Genomic DNA, 25,676 nt, shown 5'->3' on the forward strand with positions numbered 1-25,676 from the left:
TGCCCATGCAGTGGACAAAAAAGGACGTGCTCGACATTGAATCACTTTCGGTGGATGAAATTGAATTCATCTTTGAAACCGCCTTTGGTTTAAGGGAGATTTCAGAGCGGCCCATCAAGAAAGTGCCCACCCTCCGCGGCCAGACCATTGTTCTGCTGTTTCTGGAACCCAGTACCCGGACCCGGGTTTCCTTTGACATCGCCGCCAAGCGGCTTTCGGCAGACAGCATTGCCATTGCCGCGGCTTCCAGCAGCATTGTAAAGGGGGAAACCCTGATTGACACGGCCAGAAATCTGCAGGCCATGAAGCCTGACATTCTGGTGGTCCGTCATTCTTCGGCCGGGGCCCCGCATCTGCTGGCGCGCAATCTCGATATTTCCGTGATAAATGCCGGAGACGGCATGCACGCCCATCCCACCCAGGCATTGCTGGACATGATGACCGTAAAGGAAAATAAGGGCCGCATAGATGGGTTAAAGGTTTCCATTATCGGAGATATCGCTCACAGCCGCGTGGCCCGGTCCAATATCGCCGGGTTTACGAAAATGGGCGCCAGGGTAAGTGTTGCCGGCCCCCCCACTATGATGCCCGCCGGCATTGAGCAGTTGGGGGCATATGTGGCACCGGATATGGATGCCGCGGTTTCAGAGGCGGATGTGATCATTCTGCTGCGGATTCAAAAAGAGCGCCAACGGCGCTTTTTGTTTCCATCGGAACGGGAATATGCCGCCCGGTACGGGCTGAATGCCGCCCGGCTGCGCCGGATCAAGCCGGATGCGCTGATTCTGCATCCCGGTCCCATCAACCGGGGCGTGGAAATTGCCCCGGAGGCGGCAGACGGGCCGCATTCCGTGATTCTGGATCAGGTGACCAACGGGGTGGCCCTGCGCATGGCCCTTTTTTATCTGCTGGCAGGAGGTGTGCGGGATGCAAATGTGGATTAAAGGCGGCCGGGTTCTGGATCCGGAAGAATTTGACGGTCCGGCCGATATTTTCGTGGAAGACGGCCGGATTGCCAGGGTGCAGCCGGCAGGGCAGGGCGTTGAAGCGGGCTTTCCGGCAGATGCCGAAATTATCGACGCCCGGGATCTGCTGGTGGTGCCGGGGCTTGTGGACATGCACGTGCATCTTCGCCAGCCGGGCCAGGAATACAAGGAAACCATTGAAACCGGCACCCGGGCAGCCGCAGCAGGTGGCTTTACGGCTGTTTGCTGCATGCCCAATACTTCTCCGGTCAATGACTCGGAATCCGTCACCCGCTTTATCATCCAGGAGGCCGGGCGTCTGGGGTATGCAAGGGTCTATCCGGTGGGGGCTGTGAGCGTGGGATTGGCCGGTCAGCAACTGGCGGAATTCGGGGATCTGAAGACCGCAGGGGCCGTTGGTGTGTCTGATGACGGTCAACCGGTAGCGGATGCCCAGCTCATGCGCCGGGCCCTGGAGTATGCACGGGGAATCGGGATCTGCGTGATTTCCCACTGTGAGGAGAAGGCCCTGGCCGGGGGGACTATGAACGAAGGGGTGGTGAGCACCCGGCTGGGACTGGCCGGCATTCCCAACGCAGCGGAAAGCATCATGGTCATGCGCGACATTGCATTAAGCGAGCTTACCGGCACACCTGTGCATATCGCCCATGTGAGCACACGGCAGTCAGTTGAGGCCATCCGCGCGGCCAAAGTCGCAGGCATTGCCGTGACAGCCGAAACCGCGCCCCATTATTTCACTTTGACCCACGAGGCGGTAAAGGCTTATGAAACCCATGCCAAGATGAACCCTCCCCTGCGCACGGAAACTGACCGGCAGGCGGTGATCGCCGGCCTGGCCGACGGCACCATTGATGCGGTGGCAACCGATCATGCGCCCCACGGGGTGCTGGACAAACAGCTCGAGTTTGATCAGGCGGCAAATGGGATCATCGGGCTGGAAACTGCCCTGAGCCTGGGACTGCGGTTGGTGGATGCCGGTCTCCTGAGCCTGGGGCAGCTGATTTCGGCCATGTCCAAAAATCCCGCCCGGATTATCCAAAAACCCTGCGGTCTGGTTTCAGGCCTGCCGGCTGATATCACCCTCATTGATCTTTCCGCCCGGTACACCTATCATGCGGCAGACGGCTATTCCAAAGCCCGCAATACCCCGTTTGATGGTTGGCAATTCAAGGGCCGCGCTAGATACACAATCGTGGGCGGTCAAAAGGTTTTTGATTCGCAAAACCATGCAAACCTGTAAACACTGCTGATTGTTGTTATGACCGAAAAAGCCACATTGCTCATTGTTGACGATGAGCTGAGCATGCGAGAGTTTCTGGAAATCATGCTTGGTGCCGAAGGCTACGGGGTGGATACGGCTGAAAGCGGACGCCGGGCCAAGGCCATGGTTGATGAAAATGCCTATGACCTGGTCCTGTGCGACATCCGGCTGGGCGACATCAGCGGCCTGGAGGTGCTGCGCCGTGCCAAGGCAGATAATCCGGATACAGTGGTCATCATGATTTCCGCTTATGCCACCGCGGAAAACGCGGTGGAGGCTATGAACGAGGGGGCCTATGATTACCTGCCCAAGCCTTTTGACAATGATGAGTTAAAGCAAACCGTTGCCAAGGCTCTGGAACTCAAGACCCTTTCGGATGAAAAAAAACTGCTTGATGACGAACTGCAGCAGAGTATGCATTTCGGGCTCCTTGTGGGCAACAGTCCCAGGATGATGCATATCTACGAGGTCATCGAGCAAATTGCGCCCACGCGCACCAACGTGATGATCACCGGGGAAAGCGGCACCGGCAAGGAACTCATTGCCCGGGCCATCCACAATCAAAGCAGCCGCAGTGACAGGCCCTTTGTGGTGATCAACTGCGGCAGCATTCCGGAAAGCCTGATGGAAAGCGAGTTTTTCGGGTATAAAAAAGGGGCGTTCACCGGTGCTTCCCAGGACAAAAAGGGCCTGTTTGAGGCCGCCCACACCGGCACCATTTTTCTCGATGAAGTCGGCGAATTAAGCCTTCCCATGCAGGTGCGCCTGCTGCGGGTGGTCCAGGAGCGTTCCTTTAAGCCGGTTGGCTCCAATGATGACCTGTGCGTGGACATCCGCATTGTTTCAGCCACCAACAAGCAGGTTGAAGAAGAAGTCATTGCCGGCCGGTTTCGGGAGGATCTTTACTACCGGCTCAACGTGGTGGAAATCAAGGTGCCGCCCTTGCGGGAGCGAAAAGGAGATCTGCGGGCGCTTGCCCAGCATTTTCTGGAAAAATACGCCCGGGATGCGGGCAAGGAAATGACCAAGATTTCCTCCTATGCCGTTGATTTGCTTCATAAATATGATTTTCCCGGAAATATCCGGGAACTTGAAAATTTAATTGAGCGAAGCGTCGCACTGTCGAGCACCAATATTTTGCTGCCCGACAACCTTTCCCTTTCCATTCACAAGCGCCGCTGGATCGAGGGGATTGAAAACCGGCGGTTTGACCTTGATGAAGTGCCCAAGGGCGTGTTTCTCGACAGCATCCTGGAGCAAATCGAGAGGGCCTACCTGGAAAAGGCGCTTTCCTGCACAAGCGGCAACAAGCACAAGGCCGCTGAACTGCTGGGCATCACCTTCCGCTCTTTCCGCTACCGGTGCAGCAAGCTGGGAATCGAAAAACCGGAATAGCCTTAAAAGAGTTTTTTCAAATGATCAATATTGAGGGATTGAACAAAAGCTACGGCGGTCACGTGTTGTTTGATGACGTGAGCCTTCGGGTCCATGCCGGCGAGCGCCTGGGGTTGGTGGGCAGAAACGGGCACGGCAAAACCACCCTGTTTCGGCTGATTATCGGAGATGAGACCCCGGATGCCGGGAGCATTTCCCGGCCGAGAAATTACCGGATCGGTCATGTGGCCCAGCAGCTTATATTTTCCGCACCCACGGTGCTTGAAGAAGGCATGCGCGGCCTGCCGGCGGATCGGTCAGAGGCCCACTGGGAGGTGGAAAAGATCCTTGCCGGCCTCGGGTTCTGCCAGGCGGATATGGGCCGGGCGCCGGCTGAATTTTCCGGTGGCTACCAGATTCGGCTCAACCTGGCCAAGGTGCTGGTCTCCCGACCGGACATGCTTTTGCTCGACGAACCCACCAACTATCTGGATATCACTTCCATCCGCTGGATCCGCCAGTTTCTGGTCAACTGGCCGGGAGAGGTTTTTCTGATCACCCATGACAGGAGCTTCATGGACGGTGTGGCCACCCATATCGCCGGGATTCACCGCAGAAAAATCAAAAAGATCGCCGGCAACACGGAAAAATACTATACCCAGATTGCCCAGGAAGAAGAGGTGTATGAAAAAACCCGGCAGAATGACGAGCGCAAGCGAAAAGACATCGAGCGCTTTATCAGCCGGTTTCGGGCCAAGGCCCGCCTGGCCAACCTTGTGCAGTCCCGCGTCAAGACCCTTTCCAAGCTGACCCGAAAGGAAAAACTGGAGCAGGCCAAAAACCTGGATTTTTCATTTAACAGCCCCGGCTTTACGGGAAAATACATGCTTCAGGCGGAAAATCTCGCATTTTCCTATAACAGCGGACAAGCCAGTGAGCCGGCCGCCTGCCTGATTGACGATTTTTCCATGACCATCGCCCCGGATGAGCGGATCTGCATCATGGGCAGAAACGGGGCGGGCAAAACCACCCTGCTGCGTCTTCTGGCAGGGGAACTGGCCGCGCATGCCGGCCGGATTGAAAATCATCCCAACGCGGTCAAGGGCCTGTTTGAACAGACCAATATCCACACCTTATCCGATGAGCGCACAGTGGAGGAAGAAATCATGGCGGCCAACCCGGACATGGGCCGCCAGGCCTCCCGCAGCATCTGCGGGGCCATGCTTTTTGAGGGCGATCAGGCCCTGAAAAAAATCCGGGTGCTTTCCGGCGGGGAAAAATGCCGGGTCATGCTCGGCCGGCTGCTGGCCGCCCCGGCCAATTTCCTGCTGCTCGACGAGCCCACCAATCATTTTGACATGGAGTCGTGTGACGCATTGCTGGCTGCCATAGACGCATTTGACGGGGCCGTGGTCATGGTCACCCACAATGAAATGTTTCTCCATGCTCTGGCCCGGCGCCTGGTGGTTTTCCAGGGCGGGGGCATCGAGGTGTTTGACGGCACATATCAGCGTTTTCTGGAAAATGTGGGGTGGGAGGAGGACGAGCCGGCCGCCGGCCGGCGGCAGGACCCGGCGCAAAAAGCCGATTGTGCCGGCCAGATCTCCAAAAAGGATTACCGCCGCCTGCGCTCAAAAATTGTGGCGGAAAAAAGCCGGGCCCTAAAGCCCGTGGAAGATCAGATCGAAGCGGTTGAAAACGATATTGTCCAATGGGAGCAGCAGCTCGGGGATTTAAACGCCCGGATGCAGGAAGCTTCGATAAACGGCGGGGGCCGGGAGATCGCCGAACTGTCCCGGGCTCTGCATGAGTGCCGGCAAAACATTGATGCCGGTTTTGAACGCCTTGAATCCTTGTCGGCCAAAGCCGATGCCAAACGGGCGGAATTTGACGCGCAAATGGAACAACTCGACAACCAGCGGCCCTTTTAAAAAATCAAATCCTCTTCCTCCGGCTTCCAGAGAATCTTGTAGAGATCCTCTCTTCTGCTTTGCAGGTTGCGCACGCTTCCCTGCTGCCGCAGCTCCTTTAGCAAATCCAGGTCCAGGTCCACCATCAGCGTCATTTCCGTGTTGGGGGTGGCTTCTGCGGCAATGGCGTCATGGGGAAAGGCAAAGTCCGATGGCGTGAACACTGCGGCCTGGGAATACTGGATGTCCATGTTTTCCACCCTTGGCAGGTTGCCCACGCTGCCGGATATGGCCACATAGCATTCGTTTTCAATGGCACGGGCCTGGGCGCATCTGCGCACCCGCAGATAGGCGTTTTTGGTATCTGTCCAGTAGGGCACCAGCAGGATGTTCATTCCTTTGTCCACCAAGTGGCGGGATAATTCGGGAAATTCAATGTCATAGCAGATCAGAATCCCGATTTTGCCCATGTCCGTGTTAAACACCCGCAGGTCGCTGCCGCCCCGCAAACCCCAGTACAGGGACTCGTCCGGGGTGATGTGGAGCTTGTACTGGGCATCCCAGGTACCGTCGCGCCGGCAGAGATAGGAGACATTGTAGAGGTGTTCGCCGGCGTATTCCGGCACGCTGCCGGCAATGATGTTGATGTTGTAGGCAAGGGCCATCCGGAGAAACGATTCTCTGAGCGGCTCGGTGTATTCAGCCAGCGACCGCATGGACTCGGCCGGGTTCTCCTGGTTGAAATTGCGCAGAAGCGGTGCGTTTAACATCTCGGGAAACAAAACCAGATCCGAATTATAGCCGGCCACGGCATCCACGAAAAATTCCGCCTGCTGGATAAAATCATCAAACGAAGCAAAGGGGCGCATTTGCCACTGCACCACGCCGATTCTGGGATAGGCTTTTCTGCCGCCGAACAGCTTTCGCTTTTTTTCATAATAGATGTTGTTCCATTCCAGCAGCACCCCGTAGGAGCGCGACTGGCTGTCTTCGGGAATATAGTTTTTCAGAATTTTCTTGATGTGAAAATCATTGGCCAGCTGAAAGGACAGCACCGGATCATAGATTTCGTTGTTTTTGACCTTCTGGATGTACTGCTGGGGGGTGAGTTCCTCATGATACTCGTCATAGCCCGGAATCCGGCCGCCAAAAATGATGCCCCTGAGATTTAGTTCCTCGCAGAGTTCCTTTCTGGCGTCATAAAGGCGCCGGCCCAGGCGCAGGCCCCGGTAGTCGGGATGGACGAATATGTCGATGCCGTATAAGGCGTCTCCGGCCGGATCATGGCCGCTGATGCGGCTGCCGCCGATAACATCGTCGTAAGAGTGCTTTTCCTCGTAAATATCGGCGTTGACAATGATGGCAAGCGCTGCGGCTACCACCTTTCCCTTGTCCTCGATGCAGATCTGGCCCTCGGGAAACCGGTGGATCAGGGTGTGAAATTCACTTCTGTCCCAGGCCCCCATCTTGTCGGGATAGACCCGGTCCATGATTTCCTTGACATCCGGGTAGTCCCGCGTGATTAAATTACGAAGTTTGAGTTTGTGTTCAGATGTTTGACTGGTGCTATCCATGCTGTTCCTTTTGGGCTGTTGCTTTTGGCTTTTGTTTCAGTTCCGGGCCGTGCCGTGCCGGAAATCCTTTCTGCAGGGGCAAAAAATCATCTTAACCTGCCCGATTTCATGCAAGTTGACACACCGGACGAATCCGGCTATATAATAGGAATAAGATCCCATGTCCATAATAAAAAATATTTAAGGAAAAAATTAAGCATATGTCAAATCGCCGCCAGATGTCGGGCCAGGAAATGATTCAACTTGTTTGGGGTGCGGCCCTGCTGTTGATGGGCGTTGCCTTTTTCTTCCGGATTCCCCTGATCATGGAGCAGGTTGCCGAAATTGAGCATTTTGACTCTGTCCGGATCTTTTTGCACATTGCCTTTTATCTCATGGCCATTATTCTGGCCGGCGGCGGAATTCAGAAATTATACCGTTTCCGGCAGACGCGGGAAGACACCGACGGCTAAATTTTTTGCGCGGTTTGATCAAATCGGTTTTCAGAGACATCGGGAAAAAAACAATGAACAACGTTAAGCCATTTAACATGAAGTCCGGAAAAAAAAATGAGAAAGCCGATGCCTGTTATTTGAAATCGGAAGTGGCCTACCGAAGCAAACTCCAGGAAATCAGCAATGCGGTGTATGCGGCCGCCGATATTGACGGCATCCTCATTGATGCGGCCGGCGAGATTGTTGAAATCATGGGGGCCCGGCGCATCACCATTTACTACATCGACGGCATCCAACGGGAACTGGTCTCCAGGTTCAAGTCCGGCGACGAGATCAATGAAATCCGTATTCCTGTCAACAAGCAAAGCATTGCGGGCTACTGCACGGTGACCCGGCAGATGGTCAACATCAGCAACGTATATGACAGCGCCGAACTGGCCGGCATTGACCCGGAACTGGGTTTTGACCGGTCCTGGGATGAGAAAACCGGTTTTGAAACCCGCCAGGTGCTGGCCGCCCCGATTGTTTTTCAATCCGTTGTGCTGGGTGCCATTCAGCTTATTAACCGCAAAAAGGGAGGGTCCTTTTCAGCCGGGGACGAAAAAAAGCTTTCCGAACTGGCCACCATCCTGGGTATTGCCCTGTACAAGCAGCAGCAGATGACCGCCCGGCTCAAAGGCCGGTTTGATCTGCTGCTGGAAAATTATATCATCACCCGGGAAGAGCTCGATGATGCCGTCATTGCCGCCAGGGAGCGCAACAAACCGGTGGAGCGCTTCCTTGTCGAAGATCTGGAGATCGACAAATCCGATGTCTTAAAGTCTTTGAGCCGGTATTACAACCTGCCGGCCGTGGAATACAGCGATGACATGGATCTGCCGGCCGATATCATCGCAGGTCTGGATACCCGCATGATGGAAAAACAGGGATGCGTTCCGGCGGGTTTTGAAAACGGGGATCTGCTTGTGGCCATGGCTGACCCGGGTGACCTGGAATGCCTTGCGATGATCCGGGAACAGTTTTCCAGTTACACGGTTCGTGCGGCCGTGGCCATGAAAAAAGATGTTTTAAACATGCTCCGTTTGGCGACCGACATGCAATCCCGGCCGGCCGGGTCTCTGCAAACCCATGTTCTGACCGCCTCCGGGTCGGTGGACCAAGGGGATGAAAAGAGCGCTTTGTTGACTGAAAAAAGTCCTGAAGTGACCGAATTTCTGCGCAATCTCCTGGCAGAAGCCCGCAGGCGGAGCGCTTCTGCCATCCATTTCGAGCCGGAGCCGGATCAAATGGAAATCCAGGTGCGCTTTCGGACTGACGGGGTTTGTGCATCTGGTCAGACGATTTCAGACAGCCTGTATCAGGCTCTGGTGTTGCGGGTCAAGGCCATGGCGGGCCTGGATATTGCCCGGACGGGTCCCCATCAGCATGGCCGGTTGCGGTTTCAGGCAGAAGAGGGCCGGGATGCGGTTTTTCAGGTGACCATTATTGCCACTGCAGGCGGCCGGGAGGATCTTGTGCTGCGCAAGCAGCCTGCGGCAGCGCCCATGCCCATCGACGCCCTGGGCCTTGGCACAAATACCTGGCAGGCGTTTGCACATGCGCTTGAACATGCTCACGGGCTGATCCTGGTTTCCGGCCCCCCGAAATCCGGGCGAACCACCACTCTGCACGCAGCTTTGGCGCAAATCAACGCAGAAGAAAAAAAGATCTGGACCGCGGAAAAACACCTGGAAATCCTCCAGCCCGGGATTCGGCAGGTCCGGGTGGAGCCGACGGCCAGCTATGATTATGCTGCAGCCCTGGAGTCATTTGTTTTAGCAGATGCCGACAGCATTTTAATTGACGATATACCGGACGGCAAAACCGCCAACGCGGCTGTTTCTGCATGCCTGTCCGGCAATCTGGTTTTATCAGGATTTACTGGTCCGGGCGCTCCTGAGAGCCTGGCCCGGCTTGTTGTCATGGATGCAGATGCCTTTCATCTTGCAGAGGCGTTGATTTGCATTTTGTCCCAGCGCCTGGTGAGAACCCTTTGCACCCGATGCAGGCAGGCCAGGCATCCGGGACGCAAAGAATATGATCAATTGGTATCCCTCTACGGCAAAGCCGCTTTTGCCCGGGATCTGGGCATTGCGTATTCCAAAGACCTGAGGCTTTATGCCGCAGCCGGATGTCCGGAATGCAGCCATACCGGATACAAAGGGCAGATCGGGATTTTTGAACTACTTTCTGTCACCGACGGGATCCGGGACATGATCCAGACCCGGCCCCCGGGTCGGCACTTGGGTCCCATGATCCGGGAGCATGCCGTTGCCGGGGGCATGACCACACTGTTTCAGGACGGGGTTGCCAAGGTTTTTGCCGGACAATGCGACCTGACACAGGTGCGCAGGACCTGTTTGTCCTGACCTTAGAAAAAACGATGATTTCATAAAAAGCTGTTTATTCCGCTGCAGCAGTATTTTTGCAGAAAGGAAATCCATAAGCAACTTGGCTGATCGGCGGCACGAAAAGGGAGTTTCCTCGCTTCATGAGCCTCCCGGAGACTCAATTTCCGCTCGGAAACCCGCTTTTCCGCGTCCCCGTCAGGGTAACGCAGTACAATTTCGGTATAGCGGAAAAAAAGGAATTTCATTGGAACTGTCTGAAACACTTCAAAAAAGTTGCTGTTCATTTTTGGTCCTGGCTGCAGTCATTGGGAATGCTGCCAAGGAAGTCCAAGGGCGGGGGATGTTTTCGAAGCGACATTGAGCGTTTTTGCGGAAAGATTCAACAAATGCCGAAGCGTGAAAATTTCAAATTGTCTGAGGCCGACAGGCCGAGTTTTTGAAATTTTAGCGAAGGCATTTGTTGAATCCGCAAAAATGGTCAGGAGCGAAAAAACTGCCCCCGACCGCAGGGCTTCCTTCCCTGGAGCCAAAAAAAATTTACCCCCGAATTTGTTTTGGCTTCGGATTATACTTGACAGGCCCGATTGGCTGGTATTATAACGCAGTTAAGGTAAGTAACACTTACATACACAAAAGAATACAGGAAAACCGGCATGCAGCAAAGCCGTATGAATTCCCACCGGAACCAAACACATATTGCGGGGTACGCATCATGAAAGTACTGCACATTGATCACATCGGCGTGGCTGTCAACAGCAATCAGGAAAGCAAAACCTTCTGGTCCGACATTCTGGGCCTGCCTTTTGAGGGCGAGGAAACCGTGACCGAACAAAAGGTCAAAACCGCTTTTTTCCCTGTGGACAAAAGCGAGGTGGAGCTGCTGGAATCCACGGCCGAAGACGGCCCCATTGCAAAGTTCATCGAGAAAAAGGGGCAGGGCGTCCATCACATCGCCTTCCGGGTCGATGATATTGAGGGCGCACTGGCCGAACTCAGGGAAAAAGGCGTAAAACTCATTGATGAAAAACCGCGTATAGGCGCCGGCGGGGCCAAAATCGCCTTTATTCACCCCAAGGCCACGGGCGGGGTGCTGGTGGAACTCTCAGAGAGATAAAAAGATTATCAGACAATACCATCCACGAATCAAAAACAACGGAGAGCAACATGGCCGAACATCCCGAAAAACCCAGATGGATTGATCTTGCCAAAAAGGAATTGAAAAACAAGCCGGTTGAATCCCTGGAAAAGAAAACCCCTGAAGGCATTACTCTAAATCCTTTGTACACGGCTGAAGATATTGAAGGACTTGATTTTGTCAACACCCTGCCGGGATTTTCTCCGTTTGTCCGCGGCCCCCGGGCGACCATGTACGCAGGACGGCCATGGACCATCCGCCAGTATGCCGGTTTTTCTACTGCCCGGGAGTCAAACGAGTTTTACAAGCGCAACCTGGCAGCCGGGCAAAAGGGGCTGTCAGTGGCCTTTGACCTGGCCACCCACCGGGGATATGACTCGGATCACCCCCGGGTGACCGGTGATGTGGGAAAAGCCGGCGTTCCCGTGGATACGGTGGAGGACATGAAGATCTTGTTCGATGAGATCCCCCTGGACAAAATGACCGTGTCCATGACCATGAATGGCGCAGTATTGCCGGTTCTGGCCGGGTATATCGTGGCGGCCGAAGAGCAGGGCGTCTCCCAGGAAAAACTGGCCGGTACCATTCAGAATGACATTTTAAAGGAATACCTCACCCGCAACACCTACATTTATCCGCCGGATCCGTCCATGCGGATCGTCTCGGATATCGTTGGATATTGTTCGGCCAACATGCCCAAGTTCAACACCGTGAGCATCAGCGGCTATCACATGATGGAAGCCGGGGCGGACTCGGTGCTTCAGACCGCCTTTACCCTGGCAGACGGGCTGGAATACGTGCGCGCCGCCCTGGATGCCGGCCTGGAGATTGATTCGTTTGCTCCGCGCCTGTCCTTTTTCTTTGGCGTGGGCATGAACTTTTTCATGGAGATCGCCATGCTCAGGGCTGCCCGCTATTTGTGGGCTGATTTGATGAAGCAGTTCAATCCCAAGGATCCGCGCTCCACCATGCTGCGCACACATGTGCAGACATCGGGCTGGAGCCTGACCCAGCAGGATCCCTACAACAACATCATCCGCACCACCCTGGAGGCACTGGCAGCGGTTCTGGGCGGGACTCAGTCGCTTCACACCAATGCGTTTGACGAGGCGGTCAGCCTTCCCACGGACGTTTCCGCCCGGGTGGCCAGAAACACCCAGCTGATTATCCAGGAGGAATCCCAGATCACCAGTGTGGTCGATCCCCTGGGCGGTTCTTATTACGTGGAATCACTTACCAACGAGATTATCGAACAGGCCCGCGCCATTATCGATGAAGTCGAGGAATTGGGCGGCATGGCCAAGGCCATTGTGGAGGGCATGCCCAAGATGCGCATCGAGGAGGCCGCTGCCCGCCGCCAGGCCCGCATTGATCAGGGAAAGGACGTGATCATCGGGGTCAACAAATATCCGGTGGAGGAAGAAACCGAAATCGCGGTGCGCGAGATTTCCGAATCCGTTCGCGACGAGCAGGTCAAATGGATAAACGAAATCCGGGAAACGCGCGATGAAAACGAGGTCCGCCGCACCCTGGAGGCCCTGACCAACTGCGCTGAATCCGGCGGCAATCTGCTCGAAGCCTGTATTCCCGCCATCCGCGCCCGGGCCACGGTCGGGGAGGTCACAGAGGCCATGGAAAAGGTTTTTGGCCGATATGTGGCCACCACTCAGTGCATTTCCGGGGTGTATGCCGGGGAATACCAGGATGACGAGATCATTGCCGCCATCCGCAAGCGCGTGGATGAATTTTCCGAAAATCAAGGCCGCCGTCCCCGGATTCTGCTGACCAAGATGGGGCAGGACGGCCATGACCGGGGCGTGAAAGTGGTGGCCACGGCATATGCGGACCTGGGCTTTGACGTGGATTTAAGCCCCATGTTCCAGACCCCGGAGGAAGCCGCCAAGATCGCGGTGGAAAACGACGTGCATGTGGTGGGCGTCTCCAGTCTGGCCGGCGCCCACAAGATCCTGGTTCCTCAACTGATCGAGGAACTTAAGAAGCAGGGTGCAGAAGACGTGCTGGTGGTCGTCGGCGGCATCATCCCGCCGGTGGATTATGATTTTCTGTATAAGGCCGGTGTGGCCAAGGTTTTCGGCCCCGGTACCATGGTGACCGATTCGGCCAACCAGGTATTAAACGCCCTGAAATAATATGCCTGAACATGCCGCCTACTATATCGATGGAGTGCGGGCGCAAAACCGCAAGGCGATTTCCAAGACCATCACCTTGATTGAATCCGCACTGCCCGGCCACCGGGAATTGACCTACCAGGTGCTCGACGGCCTGCTGCCGTATACCGGCCAGGCGGTGCGCCTGGGCATTACCGGTGTTCCGGGCGTCGGCAAAAGCACCTTTATTGAAACCCTCGGCCTCCGGCTCATTGAAAAAGGCCGGAAGGTGGCCATTTTGGCGGTTGATCCCAGCAGCGCCAAAAGCGGCGGCAGCATCATGGGGGATAAAACCCGCATGGAAAAACTGGCCGCCAATTCTGAGGCCTTTATCCGGCCCTCGCCATCTGGCGGGACCCTGGGTGGTGTTGCCCGAAAGACCCGGGAAACCATCCTCGTGCTGGAGGCGGCCGGATACGATGCGGTCATGGTGGAAACCGTGGGCGTGGGCCAGTCCGAGTTTTCCGTGGCTTCCATGGTGGATTTCTTTCTGGTGCTGCTGTTGGCCGGTGCCGGAGATGAACTCCAGGGTATCAAGCGCGGCATCATCGAGCTGGCCGATGCCATTGCGGTCAACAAGGCCGACGGTGAAAACTTTTTCCGGGCGGAAAAGGCCAGAAAAGACTATGAAAATGCTTTGCACATGATGGCCCCCAGGAGCGATTCCTGGCAGCCGCCGGTGCTTACCTGCAGCGCCCTTGAAATGACCGGTATTGATGAGATTTGGGATACGGTGCTTTCTCACCGCAAGCAGATGCAGGCTTCAGGGGCCCTTGAGCGAAGACGCCGGGAACAGGCCCGGCAATGGTTTGAATTTCTTGTGGAGCAGGGACTCAAAGACTGGTTTTACGGGCTCGGACAAGTTCGGGCCCTTCTGCCGGAACTCACCCGGCGCCTTGAAGACGGGGAGACAACGGCCATGGCCGCAGCCAGACAGCTGCTGGACCTGGTCACGCACGAACATGAAAGGACACAGATATGAGCGGAGTTTCGGACAAGATCAAGGAGCTTCTTGAAAAAAAAGCCCGCATGCGGGAAATGGGAGGCGAAAAGGCCGTTGCCAAGCAGCAGGAAAAGGGCAAGTTAACCGCCCGGCAGCGGCTGGAACATCTTTTTGACGCCAACACGTTCCGGGAAATTGATATTTTTGTCAAGCACCGGTGCGTGAATTTCGGCATGAATGAAGTCGACGTTCCCTCCGACGGGGTGGTCACCGGCCATGGCCGTGTCAACGGCCGGCCGGTGTTCGCCTTTGCACAGGATTTTACGGCAAGGGCCGGCACCCTGGGCGAGATGCATGCCAGCAAGATCTGCAAGATCATGGATCTGGCCATGAAATCCGGGGTTCCCGTGGTGGGATTCAATGATTCGGGCGGGGCGCGCATCCAGGAAGGTGTGGATGCCCTTCGCGGCTACGGCGAGATTTTTTACAGAAATTCCATTGCTTCCGGCGTGATTCCCCAGATTTCGGCCATCATGGGACCCACCGCCGGCGGTGCGGTTTACTCGCCGGCCATGACCGACTGGGTGTTTATGGTCAAAAAGACCAGCCACATGTTTATCACCGGTCCCCAGGTGATCAAAAGCGTCACCGGAGAGGAAATTTCCTTTGAGGACCTGGGCGGTGCCACCACCCACAATGAAAAAAGCGGGGTGGCCCATTTTGCCTGTGACTCTGATGAGCACGCCATTGAGCGTATCCGGGACATGCTGTCCTATCTGCCGGCCAACAACATGGAGGACCCGCCTGCGGCCGATACCGGCGATGATCCGGAAAGGCGCGATGAACGCCTGGACACGATTATCCCGGCCGATTCCAACCAGTCCTACGACGTCAAGGATGTGATTGCCGCAATCGTGGACAACGGCGATTTTTTCGAGCCCCATGAGCATTACGCCAAAAACATCGTGGTGGGCTTTGCCCGGCTAAACGGCCGGACCATCGGCATTATCGCCAACCAACCCAAGTTTCTGGCCGGGTGCCTGGACATTGACGCCTCAGATAAGGCCACCCGGTTTATCCGGTTTTGTGACGCATTTAACATTCCCTTGCTGACTTTTGCGGATGTGCCCGGTTATATGCCCGGCAGCGACCAGGAGCATGGGGGCATCATCCGGCACGGCGCCAAGCTGCTGTGGTGCTATTCCGAGGCCACGGTGCCCAAGCTGGTGGTGATTTTGCGCAAGGACTACGGCGGGGCCTATATTGCCATGAGTTCCAAACACCTGGGCGCGGACATGGCCTTTGCCTGGCCGTCTGCGGAAATCGCGGTCATGGGTGCTGAAGGGGCGGCCAATATTATCTACCGCAAAACCATCGACAATGCAGAAGATCCGGTGGCCACGCGCAAGGAAAAGGTGGCGGAATACCGGGATCTGTTTTCCAATCCTTACGTGGCCGCAAACCGCGGATATATCGATGACGTGATTGTGCCCAGTGAAACCCGGCCGCGGCTTATCGAGGCCCTGGAAATCCTGTGCACCAAGCGTCAGAGCCTGCCGCCGAAAAAGCACGGCAATATTCCGGCATAACAAGGGGGTTGAAGATGGAAAAGAAAAAACAGGCCGCACTTGCCGCAGTGCTGCACTATCTGGACTGCGAAAAGGCCGCGCAGGCAGAAGCTGAAACCGGCTGGCAGCAGGCCGCCGATCAGGGTCAGGCCCGGATGCCGGACGGTTATGTGAGCCCGTGGGCTTTGAGCGGCCGGCAGGCACAGATGCAGATGCGGACCATGGTCCAGATGAAGGTATTTTAGCAGCGTTTGCGTAACGATCTGAAAATATATGAAACCATTCATTGCGAAAATTAATCCATAAGGCGAGGAGAGCTGGGTATGACCGAACACCATGAACTCAAGCAGACTGAAGTCAAATACGGCGCGGATCGCCCCAAGGCGGCCAATCCGGTTAAAATCGAGGATCTGACCCTGCGTGACGGGCACCAGTCGCTGTTTGCCACCCGCGGCCGTACCGAGGACATGATCCCTGTGGCGGAAATGATCGACGATATCGGTTTCTGGGCCGTTGAGGTCTGGGGCGGGGCCACGTTTGATACCATGCACCGGTTTTTAAACGAAGACCCGTGGGAGCGGCTGCGCACTCTGAAGCGCTATATCAAGAAAACCCCTTTTTCCATGCTGCTTCGCGGCCAGAACCTGGTGGGCTACCGAAATTATCCCGATGACGTGGCCCGGGCCTTTGTGGACCGGACCGCGGAAAACGGGATGGACATTTTCCGCACCTTTGACGCGTTAAATGATTTCCGCAATTTTGAAACCGTGGTCGAGGTGATCAAGAAATGCGGCAAGCATTTCCAGGGATGTGTTTGCTATTCCATGACCGAGCCGCGCATGGGCGGTGAGGTCTACGATATCGACTATTATCTCAACAAGGCCAGAGAACTCGAAGAAATGGGGGCGGATACCATCTGTGTCAAAGATATGGCGGGTCTGCTGTCTCCTTATGACGCATTTGAACTCATCAAGGCGTTAAAGGAAAACGTCAAGGCGCCGATTCATCTTCACAGCCATTTCACCTCGGGCATGGCGCCTTTGACGCATTTGAAAGCCATTGAGGCGGGCGTGGACATCATTGACACCTGCATGACCCCCTATGCCTACCGCACCTCGCATCCGGCCATCGAGCCCATGGTGATGTCGCTTCTGGGCACCAACCGGGACACGGGCTTTGATATCCGTGCCCTGGCCGCCATCAACGAGAAACTGGAAAGAGACATTCTGCCCAAGTACAGGTATCTGCTGGACGACTCCAAGGTTTCGGTGATCGACATCAATGTCCTGCTGCACCAGACCCCGGGGGGAATGCTTTCCAACCTGGTCAACCAGCTGCGGGAAATGGATGCTTTGGACCGCATTGACGAGGTCTACAAGATGCTGCCCAAGGTCAGAAAGGACCTGGGCCAGGTGCCCCTGGTGACGCCGACCAGCCAGATCGTGGGCATCCAGACGGTCAACAACGTGCTGTTTGACGATGAAAACGAAAGCTACAAGATGATCACCTCCCAGGTCAAGGACCTGTGCTATGGTCTGTACGGCAAGACCCCGGCCGGGGTCAATCCCGAGGTTCAGAAAAAGGCCCTCAAGGGCTATCCCAGGGGCGAGCAACCCATTGAATGCCGGCCTGCGGAAATCCTGGAGCCGGAACTGGAAGCTGCCAAAGAGGCGGTCAGGGATATTACCACAGATATTGATGACGTGCTTATCTATGCCCTGTATCCGGTCACTGGAAAGAAATTTCTGAAATACAAGTACGGACTGGAGACCCCGCCGGATTCCCTGAAGCCCAGGACCCTGGAAGAGGCCAAAAAGGAAGAGGACCTGATCCGCAAAGTGCGCACCGGTGAACTCAAGGACGTGCTGGAAAAAGCCGAGAAAAAGGGCCAGGCCCCGGAAGGCGACAATGTTCGCAAATTCAATGTTTTTGTGGACGGCGAGGAATTTGAGGTAGCGGTTGAAGATACGGGCATGCCCTTTGTGACCGCAGCGCCCCAGCCGGCAGCTGCAGCACCGGCGGGCCCCCGCAGGGCGGGCGGTCAGGCAGCACCTGCGGCCCGTCCGGCACCTTCTTCGCAGAAATCCGAAGCAGCCGGGCAAAAGGCCGAAGCGCCGGATAAAAAAGCAGCTCCTTCCGTTGAGGGCCATCCCATCAAGGCGCCCATGCCGGGCACGGTGATTCGCTATGAGAAAAAAGAAGGCGACAGCGTGGCCGAAGGCGACACTGTTGTGATTCTGGAGGCCATGAAAATGGAAAACTCCCTGACAACGCCCGTGGCCGGAACGGTCAAGGCCATTGGTTTTTCCGAAGGCGATTCAGTGGCCAAAAACGACGTGCTTTGCGTGATTGCATAAAAACGGAGCAAATGACTTATGAAGATACACGAGTACCAGGCCAAGCAGTTGTTTTCCCAGTACGAGATACCCATTCCCAGGGGCGCGGTGGCTGACAGCCCTGATGCGGCCAAATCCGAAGCCGGCACCCTGGGCGCATTTCCCGTGGCGGTCAAGGCCCAGATTCATGCAGGCGGCCGGGGCAAGGGCGGGGGTGTGAAGATTGCAAAGAATCTGGCTGAAGTGGAAAAATATGCCGGAGATATCATCGGCATGAATCTGGTCACCCCCCAGACCGGATCTGAAGGTCAGCCCGTCAAACGGGTGCTCATAGAAAGCGGACTGGAGATTGAAAAGGAGCTTTACCTGAGCCTGATGACCGACCGGGAATCGGCCGAGGTGCTGATCATGGCCAGCGAGGCCGGGGGAATGGATATTGAAACCGTGGCCGCTGAGACACCTGAGAAAATCATCAAGGTGTATGTCAATCCCCTGTCTGGCATCTATCCTTACCACTGCCGGCAGGCGGCTTTCGGGTTAAACCTGGGAAAGGAATTGCTAAAGCCGTTTTCCCAAATGCTGACCCGGCTCTATAAGCTGCTGATGGAAAAAGACGCCTCCTTAGTGGAAATCAATCCCCTGGTGATCACCAGGGATCAGGAGTTAATCGCCCTGGATGCCAAAATCAATTTTGATGACAACGCGCTTTACCGTCAGAAGGATGTGGCGGAAATGCGCGATTTGGATGAGGAAGACCCCCTGGATGTGGAAGCCTCCAAGTATAACCTCAACTACATCAACCTTGACGGCACCGTTGGCAACATGGTCAACGGCGCGGGTCTGGCCATGGCGGTGATGGACACCATCAAGCTGGCCGGTGCCGAGCCCGCCAACTTCCTGGATGTGGGCGGCGGAGCCACCGCGGAAATGATTGAAAACGGGTTTCGGATTATTTTGTCTGACAGAAAGGTCAAAGCCATTTTGATCAATATATTCGGCGGAATTCTGCGCTGCGATGTGCTGGCCGAGGGTGTTGTCAAGGCGGCCAAAAACACCCAGATTGACGTGCCCCTGGTGGTGCGCATGGAAGGCACCAATGTGGAAGAGGGCCGTCAAATCCTTGCCGAATCCGGACTGGAGATACAAACAGCCCGGGATCTGGCTGATGCCGGGGAGAAAGTGGCTGCACTGGTATAAATTTCGAATCAAACATGAAGAACATGAAGGTCATGAAGAAAAAACCGGAAAAATGACCGGTTTGGTGTTCTTCATGATGATCAATAGTGAATGCAATCAGCTGAGGAAACCCATATGAGTATATTCGTGGATGCAGATACCCGGGTGGTGGTGCAGGGGATTACCGGAAAAGAAGGGCAGTTTCATGCCCGGCAGTGCGTTGAATACGGCACCAATGTGGTGGCCGGTGTGACCCCGGGCAAGGGCGGGCAAAAAATGGACGAAGTGCCGGTGTTTAACTCTGTGGCTGCTGCCGCGGCCGAGACCGGTGCCAACTGCAGCCTGATTTTCGTGCCCCCGCCATTTGCCGCAGACGCTGTCATGGAGGCCGCAGACGCGGGCGTGAACGTGATTGTCACCATCACCGAGGGCATTCCCGTACTGGACATGATGCGGGTCAAACACTATCTCAAATCAAAGCCGTGCCGCATGATCGGTCCCAACTGCCCGGGCATCATCACCCCGGGGGAGGCCAAGGTGGGCATCATGCCCGCCCCGATTCACAAGGCCGGCGGTCCCATCGGCGTGGTATCGCGCTCCGGGACCCTGACCTACGAGGTGGTCTACCAGTTAACCGCCCAGGGCATCGGCCAGACCACCTGCATCGGCATTGGGGGTGATCCGGTTAACGGCACCAATTTTATCGATTGTCTGGACGCGTTTGAGGCAGACCCTGAGACAAAGGGCGTGGTCATGGTGGGCGAAATCGGCGGCAGCGCCGAGGAGCAGGCTGCGCAATTTATCAAGGAAAAGATGTCCAAGCCGGTGGTCAGCTTCATTGCCGGAATGACCGCCCCTCCGGGGCGGCGCATGGGCCATGCAGGCGCCATTATTTCCGGGGGCACGGGCACGGCCCAGGGCAAGGTCGAGGCGTTGAAAGCCGCCGGCGTGCACGTGTGTGAAAACCTCGGCCGCATCGGCGAGCTTTGCGCCAAAGTGTTTTAATATAGTTGATCTGATAGCCTGAATGGGCTGATCCATCAAGGTCTGCAATGATGTTTATTCAACCCAAACATTGATTATTTTTTATCCGGGAGCGGATGACATGAACTGGTTTGCACAAAACATTTCCACCGCCATCGGCAAAAAGCTGCTCATGGCGGTCACCGGCTTCGGCTTTGTGGGGTTTATCCTCATGCACCTGGCTGGAAACCTGACTTTTTATTTCGGCAAGGACGCGTTTTTGACATACGTGGAAACCCTGCACACCTTAGATCCCATCATTGTGGTGGTGGAACTGGTGCTGCTGGCCCTGGCGGTCATTCATGTGAGCACCGGCACGATTCTGTTTTTTCAGAACCGCGGGGCGCGCACCACGCGCTACGCAGTCGATAAAACCGCCGGGGGGCGCACCATTGGTTCGCGCACCATGCCCTATACCGGATTTCTGATCCTGTTGTTTGTGATCCTGCATTTGTCTCAGTTTCATTTTATTGATCATGCGGTGCAGACACCCTGGGACGCGGCCCTGGATACCTTCAACAACGGGCTGTTTGCCTTGATCTACATGGCAGCCGTGATTTTGGTGGGCATTCATATCCGGCACGGTTTCTGGAGTCTGTTTCAGACCCTGGGGTTAAATAACGAAAAATACATGCCCCTGATCCAGACAATCGGCATCGTGATTGCCATTGGCGCTGCAGTGGGTTTTTTCTTTGTTCCGGTTTATATCCGTATGGTTGTTCTATAAAAAAGGGGTGGTACATGACACTTGAATCCAAAATACCGGCCGGGCCCTTGCAGGACAAGTGGGACCGGCATCGTTTCGAGCTCAAACTGGTCAACCCGGCCAATAAAAAGAAGTTCAACATCATTGTTGTGGGCACGGGGCTGGCCGGGGCGTCGGCTGCGGCAACACTTGCCGAGCTGGGCTATAACGTCAAAAACTTCTGCATCCAGGATTCCCCCAGAAGGGCCCACAGCATTGCGGCCCAGGGCGGGATCAATGCAGCCAAAAATTACGCCAATGACGGTGACAGCATTTGGCGGCTGTTTTATGACACGGTCAAGGGCGGCGATTTCCGGGCCAGGGAGGCCAATGTCTACCGCCTGGCCCAGCTCAGCGTCAACATCATCGACCAGTGCGTGGCCCAGGGTGTCCCTTTTGCCCGGGAATACGGCGGACTGCTGGACAACCGCTCCTTTGGCGGCGCCCAGGTGTCGCGCACATTCTACGCCAAGGGCCAGACCGGGCAGCAATTGCTGCTCGGGGCCTACAGTTCGCTCATGCGCCAGGTCAATACCGGAAAAGTCGAGATTTTTCCCAGGCGCGAGATGCTGGATGTGGTGGTTGTAGACGGAAAGGCCCGGGGCATTGTGGTGCGCAACCTGGTTACCGGAGAACTGGAATCCCACAGCGCCGACGCGGTGGTGCTGGCGACCGGCGGCTACGGCAATGCCTATTTCCTGTCCACCAATGCCATGTCGTCCAATGTCACGGCTGCATACCGGTGCTACAAAAAAGGGGCGCATTTTGCCAACCCCTGCTTTACCCAGATTCATCCCACCTGCATCCCCGTGCATGGCACCTATCAGTCCAAGCTCACGCTCATGAGCGAAAGCCTGAGAAACGACGGCCGGGTCTGGGTGCCCAAAGAACCCGGGGATAAGCGGCCGCCCGGGCAGATTCCCGAGTCCGAACGGGACTATTACCTGGAGCGGAAATATCCGAGCTTTGGCAACCTGGTGCCCAGGGACGTGGCCTCACGCAACGCCAAGGAGCAGTGCGACATGGACAAGGGCGTGGGCGAAACCGGCCTTGCCGTGTATCTGGATTTTGCTGATGCCATCGCCAGAGACGGCCGGGACGTGATTGCCGGCAAATACGGCAACCTGTTTGAGATGTATGAGAAAATTACCGGAGAAGATCCGTATCAGACGCCAATGAAGATCTATCCGGCCGTGCACTATACCATGGGCGGGCTTTGGGTGGACTATAACCTGATGACCACCATTGACGGGCTGTTTGCACTGGGCGAGGCCAATTTTTCCGATCACGGAGCCAACCGGCTGGGTGCCAGCGCCCTGATGCAGGGGTTGGCAGACGGCTATTTTATCATTCCCTACACCATCGGCGGTTATTTGGCCGGCACGAAACTGCCGGACGTGGATGCCTCGGCCCCGGAATTTGCGGAATCCAGGTCGCAGATTCAGTCCCAGGTGGACAAGCTGCTTTCCGTGTCCGGAAAACGCACAGTGGCGGATTTTCACAAGACCCTGGGCAAGATTTTGTGGGATTACTGCGGCATTGCCAAGGAGGAAGAAGGCCTGAAAAAAGCCAAGCAGATGATCGCCGAGCTGCGGGCGGAATTCTGGGAAAACGTTACTGTACCCGGAGATGCGGCCGATTTGAATCAGGCCCTGGAAAATGCGGGCCGGGTGGCGGATTTCATGGAATTCGGCGAGTTGATGGTCACAGACGCCCTGGAACGCAAGGAGTCCTGCGGGTGCCATTTTAATACGGCCTACCAGACAGAGGACCATGAGGCCCTGCGCGATGATGACAACTACTGCCACGTATCGGTTTGGCAATACCAGGGCGCGGATTCAGATCCCGTGCTGCACACCGAGCCTCTTGAATTTGAAAACGTGGAACTGACCCAGAGGAGCTACAAGTAAATGAGTACCCAAACCATTGACCTGACCCTCAAGGTCTGGCGTCAGCATAAAAACAATCCCCGGGGATCTTTGGAAACCTATCCGGCCAAAGGCATTTCAACAGACATGTCATTTCTGGAAATGCTCGATGTGGTCAATGAGCAGCTCACCACAGAGGGCATCGAACCCATTGCCTTTGACCATGACTGCCGGGAGGGCATCTGCGGGATGTGCGGGGCTGTTGTCAACGGCCGGGCTCACGGGCATATGCCAGAGACCACCCTGTGCCAACTGCACATGCGCCATTTCAAGAACGGGGACACCATCGTGATTGAGCCCTGGCGAGCCCGGGCCTTTCCGGTGATCAAGGATCTTGTGGTGGACCGAAGCGCCCTGGACAAGATCATCCAGGCCGGCGGCTATATATCCATCAATGCCGGCGGCCCCCAGGACGGCAATGCCATCCCCGTTCCCAGAGATAATGCGGAAAAAGCATTTAATGCCGCGGCCTGCATCGGCTGCGGGGCTTGCGTGGCCGCATGCCCGAATGCGTCGGCCATGCTGTTTGCCGGGGCCAAGATCTCTCATCTGGCACTTTTGCCCCAGGGCCGCCCAGAGGCCAAAAAACGGGCCCTGTCCATGGTGCGGGCCATGGATACGCTGGGATTCGGCAATTGCTCAAACGAGGCCGAATGCGAGGCCGAGTGTCCCAAGGGCATTTCCATCCGGGAAATCGCCCGGATGAACCGGGAGTTTATCAAGGCGGCATTGTCCTAGATTTGTATTTTTCCCAAAGCCGTGTTATAGATCGGAAAATGTGGATAAAAGAGTTCTTTTTTGATCAACATGAATCAATACGCGGCTTTGGGGAGGAATCATGAGAACAATCAAGTGGCTGGGGGTGCTTTCACTTCTCGGTGGTCTGGTGCTTGTGGGATTTCAGGGAATCGCCTCGATCATGGACGAGGGGCAGACGTTTTACAACCACACCCTGGCAAGTGTGTTCGGGCATGACGCCTTTGCCTGGATCGAAAGCTTTCCGGTTGCTTTTTTGAGAAGTTATCTGGATTCTTTGGTCACAGCGCCGCTCTACATTGTCCTGCTTTGTGCAGGGGGATTGCTGCTGGTCATCCATGGCCTGTTTGCCAAGAGCTGAGTCTTTAAACAAAGGGGGCAGTTCCCGGAACTGCCCCCTCTTTTTTTGCTTATTGTTTGGATTTTAAGGCCGCCTTGAGTTTTTCTCCCAGATCGCCCATGGCCGAATCGGCTTGGGCGGTTTTTTTATAAGACTGCCATTCGCCTTTATCCGCAGCGTCTGCCGGGGCAAGCGAGATCTTCCGGTCTGCGATGTGAATGGCTTCAATGGCTACGCTTATGGGATCATCGACTTTCAGGGACTCGATCTGTCTGGCATTGGGGGCGTTATTGATTTTGGACACAGGCAGCAGTCCCACAACCCCGGGCTCTATGGCCACGAAATAGCCGAAGGATTCCTTTTTCTCAATGGTGCCGGTGACCTGCTGGCCGGGTTTGTACCGGTTTTCTATATTGATCCAGGGATCGCCTTCCGCATCTTTCATGCTCAGAGAAATCCGACGTTTTTCCGGGTCAATGCCCTTGATCATCACAGCCACGTGCTGGCCCGGCGATACCTCGTCTTCTGCCTTTAGCACGCGCTTTTTATAGCTCATCTCACTGATGTGCACCAGGCCCTCCACGCCCGGGGCGATTTCCACGAATGCCCCGAAATCCGCACACCGGGTGACCATGCCGTCAACCTTGTCGCCCAGGCTGAATTTTTGGGAAATATCCTGCCAGGGATCACCGGCGGCCTGCTTCATGGATAGCGAAATCCGGCCCGGTTGGCCCGGTCTTTCCGGCTCCCTGATATCGAGTATCTTAACGCGCACCGGATCTCCGGCAGACACGGCATCTTCAGGCTTTTCGAGCCTGGACCAGGAAATTTCGGATATGTGGGCCATGCCCTCCACCCCGGCGCTCAGTTCCACAAAGGCGCCATAGGGCATCAGCCGGGTGACCCGTCCGTCAACGATATCGCCCACAGACACGGTTTTAAGAAATTGTTCTCTTTGCTCAGCCATGTAACGTTCCAGCAGCTCCCGGCGGGAGACCACGATGTTTCGGCCCCTTTCCTCGATGCGGGTGATGAGAAATTCGTATTCCCCGGCCACATAATCCTCCGGGGTTTCCACGTAGGCCACATCCATCTGGCTGACCGGGCAGAAAGCGGTTTTTCCGGAAACATTGACCCGGAATCCCCCCTTGCAGGTCTCAGTGACCTTGCCCTGGACCGGGACCTTGGCGCGCTGGGCTTCATAGAGCTGGTGGATGCCGCTTTCGGCGGTCATGCTCCTGGAAAGACGGATTTCGCTGTCATCTTTTGACACCACGTAGAGGGTGAGCGGATCGCCCAGGTTGTAAGGGAAATTACCTTCCTTGTCCGTGAGTTCGGATTTGGCCGCCACCCCGTCGATCTTGGTGCCGGTGCTGACAAATACACTGTCTTGTCCAATGGCGATGATCTCGCCGGTGATCTGTTCGCCGATGTGCAGATCGTCTTTCATTTCGCTCATGTAGGATTCAAACAGATCCGCAAAGTTTTCTTCTTCATCAGATCCGTTTTCTTCCGGGATGTCATTTTCGGACATGGTTTTTGCTCCAGATCAGTTAATCATCAGTAGCTGCGATTTTCCAGGTTTGCCGCATCTACTGTGTCAGCCGATATCTCGCATAGCCGGCTATC

20 protein-coding genes are annotated in these 25,676 nt (G+C 55.8%); 18 read left to right on the forward strand and 2 right to left on the reverse strand.

Annotated elements, in window-relative coordinates; genetic code table 11:
- Positions 1–5 precede the first annotated feature (5 nt).
- The 4 genes from HNR65_RS03595 to HNR65_RS03610 are packed head-to-tail and all read left to right on the forward strand — an operon-like array spanning position 6 to position 5,552.
- Positions 6–944 carry an aspartate carbamoyltransferase catalytic subunit gene (locus HNR65_RS03595; protein WP_181550102.1) on the forward strand — a complete coding sequence of 313 codons (939 nt, stop codon included), beginning with the start codon at positions 6–8 and terminating at the stop codon, positions 942–944.
- Complete coding sequence (locus HNR65_RS03600; RefSeq protein ID WP_181550103.1) at positions 928–2,226, forward strand: dihydroorotase; 1,299 nt, start codon at positions 928–930, stop codon at positions 2,224–2,226. Before HNR65_RS03595 ends, HNR65_RS03600 begins: the two co-directional genes overlap by 17 nt.
- 18 nt (positions 2,227–2,244) lie before the next feature.
- Complete coding sequence (locus HNR65_RS03605) at positions 2,245–3,642, forward strand: sigma-54-dependent transcriptional regulator (RefSeq protein ID WP_181550104.1); 1,398 nt, start codon at positions 2,245–2,247, stop codon at positions 3,640–3,642.
- A 20-nt stretch (positions 3,643–3,662) separates the two neighbouring features.
- Positions 3,663–5,552 (forward strand): ABC-F family ATP-binding cassette domain-containing protein, encoded by a 1,890-nt coding sequence (locus HNR65_RS03610; RefSeq protein WP_181550105.1) that lies wholly within the window; start codon positions 3,663–3,665, stop codon positions 5,550–5,552.
- Here HNR65_RS03610 and HNR65_RS03615 read toward each other — a convergent pair.
- Positions 5,549–7,105 carry a bifunctional GNAT family N-acetyltransferase/carbon-nitrogen hydrolase family protein gene (locus HNR65_RS03615; protein WP_181550106.1) on the reverse strand — a complete coding sequence of 519 codons (1,557 nt, stop codon included), beginning with the start codon at positions 7,103–7,105 and terminating at the stop codon, positions 5,549–5,551. The two genes, HNR65_RS03610 and HNR65_RS03615, sit on opposite strands and share 4 nt — an antisense overlap.
- A 200-nt stretch (positions 7,106–7,305) precedes the next feature.
- Here HNR65_RS03615 and HNR65_RS03620 point away from each other — a divergent pair, with 200 nt between their 5' ends.
- The 14 genes from HNR65_RS03620 (at position 7,306) to HNR65_RS03685 (ending at position 24,068) form a co-directional block, all read left to right on the forward strand.
- Positions 7,306–7,557: a hypothetical protein gene (locus HNR65_RS03620; protein ID WP_181550107.1), complete on the forward strand. Its 252-nt coding sequence runs from the start codon at positions 7,306–7,308 to the stop codon at positions 7,555–7,557.
- Between the two features lie 53 nt (positions 7,558–7,610).
- The gene (locus HNR65_RS03625; protein ID WP_181550108.1) at positions 7,611–9,947 is read left to right on the forward strand and encodes a GspE/PulE family protein; all 2,337 of its coding nucleotides are present in this window, start codon (positions 7,611–7,613) and stop codon (positions 9,945–9,947) included.
- Positions 9,948–10,641: 694 nt separating this feature from the next.
- On the forward strand, positions 10,642–11,043 hold the full coding sequence (gene mce, locus HNR65_RS03630; protein ID WP_181550109.1) for a methylmalonyl-CoA epimerase: 402 nt from the start codon (positions 10,642–10,644) through the stop codon (positions 11,041–11,043).
- Positions 11,044–11,093: 50 nt separating this feature from the next.
- Complete coding sequence (gene scpA / locus HNR65_RS03635; RefSeq protein WP_181550110.1) at positions 11,094–13,214, forward strand: methylmalonyl-CoA mutase; 2,121 nt, start codon at positions 11,094–11,096, stop codon at positions 13,212–13,214.
- A 1-nt stretch (position 13,215) separates the two neighbouring features.
- On the forward strand, positions 13,216–14,214 hold the full coding sequence (gene meaB / locus HNR65_RS03640; protein WP_181550111.1) for a methylmalonyl Co-A mutase-associated GTPase MeaB: 999 nt from the start codon (positions 13,216–13,218) through the stop codon (positions 14,212–14,214).
- Positions 14,211–15,764, forward strand: coding sequence for an acyl-CoA carboxylase subunit beta (locus HNR65_RS03645; RefSeq protein WP_181550112.1), 1,554 nt, complete (start codon positions 14,211–14,213; stop codon positions 15,762–15,764). Before meaB ends, HNR65_RS03645 begins: the two co-directional genes overlap by 4 nt.
- Before the next feature lie 14 nt (positions 15,765–15,778).
- Positions 15,779–15,988 (forward strand): hypothetical protein, encoded by a 210-nt coding sequence (locus tag HNR65_RS03650; protein WP_181550113.1) that lies wholly within the window; start codon positions 15,779–15,781, stop codon positions 15,986–15,988.
- Positions 15,989–16,066: 78 nt separating this feature from the next.
- Positions 16,067–18,100 (forward strand): pyruvate carboxylase subunit B, encoded by a 2,034-nt coding sequence (locus HNR65_RS03655; RefSeq protein ID WP_181550114.1) that lies wholly within the window; start codon positions 16,067–16,069, stop codon positions 18,098–18,100.
- 18 nt (positions 18,101–18,118) lie between these two features.
- Positions 18,119–19,276, forward strand: coding sequence for an ADP-forming succinate--CoA ligase subunit beta (sucC, locus tag HNR65_RS03660; RefSeq protein WP_181550115.1), 1,158 nt, complete (start codon positions 18,119–18,121; stop codon positions 19,274–19,276).
- A 114-nt stretch (positions 19,277–19,390) separates the two neighbouring features.
- On the forward strand, positions 19,391–20,260 hold the full coding sequence (sucD, locus tag HNR65_RS03665) for a succinate--CoA ligase subunit alpha (RefSeq protein ID WP_181550116.1): 870 nt from the start codon (positions 19,391–19,393) through the stop codon (positions 20,258–20,260).
- Positions 20,261–20,360: 100 nt separating this feature from the next.
- Positions 20,361–21,005, forward strand: coding sequence for a succinate dehydrogenase cytochrome b subunit (locus HNR65_RS03670; RefSeq protein WP_181550117.1), 645 nt, complete (start codon positions 20,361–20,363; stop codon positions 21,003–21,005).
- Between the two features lie 14 nt (positions 21,006–21,019).
- Positions 21,020–22,933 carry a fumarate reductase/succinate dehydrogenase flavoprotein subunit gene (locus HNR65_RS03675; RefSeq protein ID WP_181550118.1) on the forward strand — a complete coding sequence of 638 codons (1,914 nt, stop codon included), beginning with the start codon at positions 21,020–21,022 and terminating at the stop codon, positions 22,931–22,933.
- Positions 22,934–23,689: a succinate dehydrogenase/fumarate reductase iron-sulfur subunit gene (locus tag HNR65_RS03680; RefSeq protein ID WP_181550119.1), complete on the forward strand. Its 756-nt coding sequence runs from the start codon at positions 22,934–22,936 to the stop codon at positions 23,687–23,689.
- A gap of 100 nt (positions 23,690–23,789) precedes the next feature.
- Positions 23,790–24,068, forward strand: a complete 279-nt coding sequence (locus HNR65_RS03685; RefSeq protein WP_181550120.1) for a hypothetical protein — start codon at positions 23,790–23,792, stop codon at positions 24,066–24,068.
- A gap of 49 nt (positions 24,069–24,117) precedes the next feature.
- Here HNR65_RS03685 and HNR65_RS03690 read toward each other — a convergent pair whose 3' ends face one another.
- A complete protein-coding gene (locus tag HNR65_RS03690; RefSeq protein WP_181550121.1) occupies positions 24,118–25,581 on the reverse strand; it encodes a 30S ribosomal protein S1 in 1,464 nt (487 codons plus the stop codon).
- Between the last annotated feature and the right edge of the window lie 95 nt (positions 25,582–25,676).

The sequence above is a fragment of the Desulfosalsimonas propionicica genome, from assembly GCF_013761005.1.
Taxonomy (GTDB): Bacteria; Desulfobacterota; Desulfobacteria; order Desulfobacterales; family Desulfosalsimonadaceae; genus Desulfosalsimonas; species Desulfosalsimonas propionicica.

What these genes read in the sequence shown, in the direction of transcription:
- scpA (WP_181550110.1), top strand. Translation starts at nt 11,094, where the DNA reads ATGGCCGAACATCCCGAAAAACCCAGATGGATTGATCTTGCCAAAAAG.
- HNR65_RS03620 (WP_181550107.1), top strand. Translation starts at nt 7,306, where the DNA reads ATGTCAAATCGCCGCCAGATGTCGGGCCAGGAAATGATTCAACTTGTT.
- HNR65_RS03670 (WP_181550117.1), top strand. Translation starts at nt 20,361, where the DNA reads ATGAACTGGTTTGCACAAAACATTTCCACCGCCATCGGCAAAAAGCTG.
- HNR65_RS03625 (WP_181550108.1), top strand. Translation starts at nt 7,611, where the DNA reads ATGAACAACGTTAAGCCATTTAACATGAAGTCCGGAAAAAAAAATGAG.
- mce (WP_181550109.1), top strand. Translation starts at nt 10,642, where the DNA reads ATGAAAGTACTGCACATTGATCACATCGGCGTGGCTGTCAACAGCAAT.
- HNR65_RS03685 (WP_181550120.1), top strand. Translation starts at nt 23,790, where the DNA reads ATGAGAACAATCAAGTGGCTGGGGGTGCTTTCACTTCTCGGTGGTCTG.
- HNR65_RS03600 (WP_181550103.1), top strand. Translation starts at nt 928, where the DNA reads ATGCAAATGTGGATTAAAGGCGGCCGGGTTCTGGATCCGGAAGAATTT.
- HNR65_RS03610 (WP_181550105.1), top strand. Translation starts at nt 3,663, where the DNA reads ATGATCAATATTGAGGGATTGAACAAAAGCTACGGCGGTCACGTGTTG.
- HNR65_RS03645 (WP_181550112.1), top strand. Translation starts at nt 14,211, where the DNA reads ATGAGCGGAGTTTCGGACAAGATCAAGGAGCTTCTTGAAAAAAAAGCC.
- HNR65_RS03615 (WP_181550106.1), bottom strand. Translation starts at nt 7,105, where the DNA reads ATGGATAGCACCAGTCAAACATCTGAACACAAACTCAAACTTCGTAAT.
- HNR65_RS03605 (WP_181550104.1), top strand. Translation starts at nt 2,245, where the DNA reads ATGACCGAAAAAGCCACATTGCTCATTGTTGACGATGAGCTGAGCATG.
- meaB (WP_181550111.1), top strand. Translation starts at nt 13,216, where the DNA reads ATGCCTGAACATGCCGCCTACTATATCGATGGAGTGCGGGCGCAAAAC.
- HNR65_RS03655 (WP_181550114.1), top strand. Translation starts at nt 16,067, where the DNA reads ATGACCGAACACCATGAACTCAAGCAGACTGAAGTCAAATACGGCGCG.
- sucC (WP_181550115.1), top strand. Translation starts at nt 18,119, where the DNA reads ATGAAGATACACGAGTACCAGGCCAAGCAGTTGTTTTCCCAGTACGAG.
- HNR65_RS03680 (WP_181550119.1), top strand. Translation starts at nt 22,934, where the DNA reads ATGAGTACCCAAACCATTGACCTGACCCTCAAGGTCTGGCGTCAGCAT.
- HNR65_RS03675 (WP_181550118.1), top strand. Translation starts at nt 21,020, where the DNA reads ATGACACTTGAATCCAAAATACCGGCCGGGCCCTTGCAGGACAAGTGG.
- HNR65_RS03690 (WP_181550121.1), bottom strand. Translation starts at nt 25,581, where the DNA reads ATGTCCGAAAATGACATCCCGGAAGAAAACGGATCTGATGAAGAAGAA.
- sucD (WP_181550116.1), top strand. Translation starts at nt 19,391, where the DNA reads ATGAGTATATTCGTGGATGCAGATACCCGGGTGGTGGTGCAGGGGATT.
- HNR65_RS03595 (WP_181550102.1), top strand. Translation starts at nt 6, where the DNA reads ATGCAGTGGACAAAAAAGGACGTGCTCGACATTGAATCACTTTCGGTG.
- HNR65_RS03650 (WP_181550113.1), top strand. Translation starts at nt 15,779, where the DNA reads ATGGAAAAGAAAAAACAGGCCGCACTTGCCGCAGTGCTGCACTATCTG.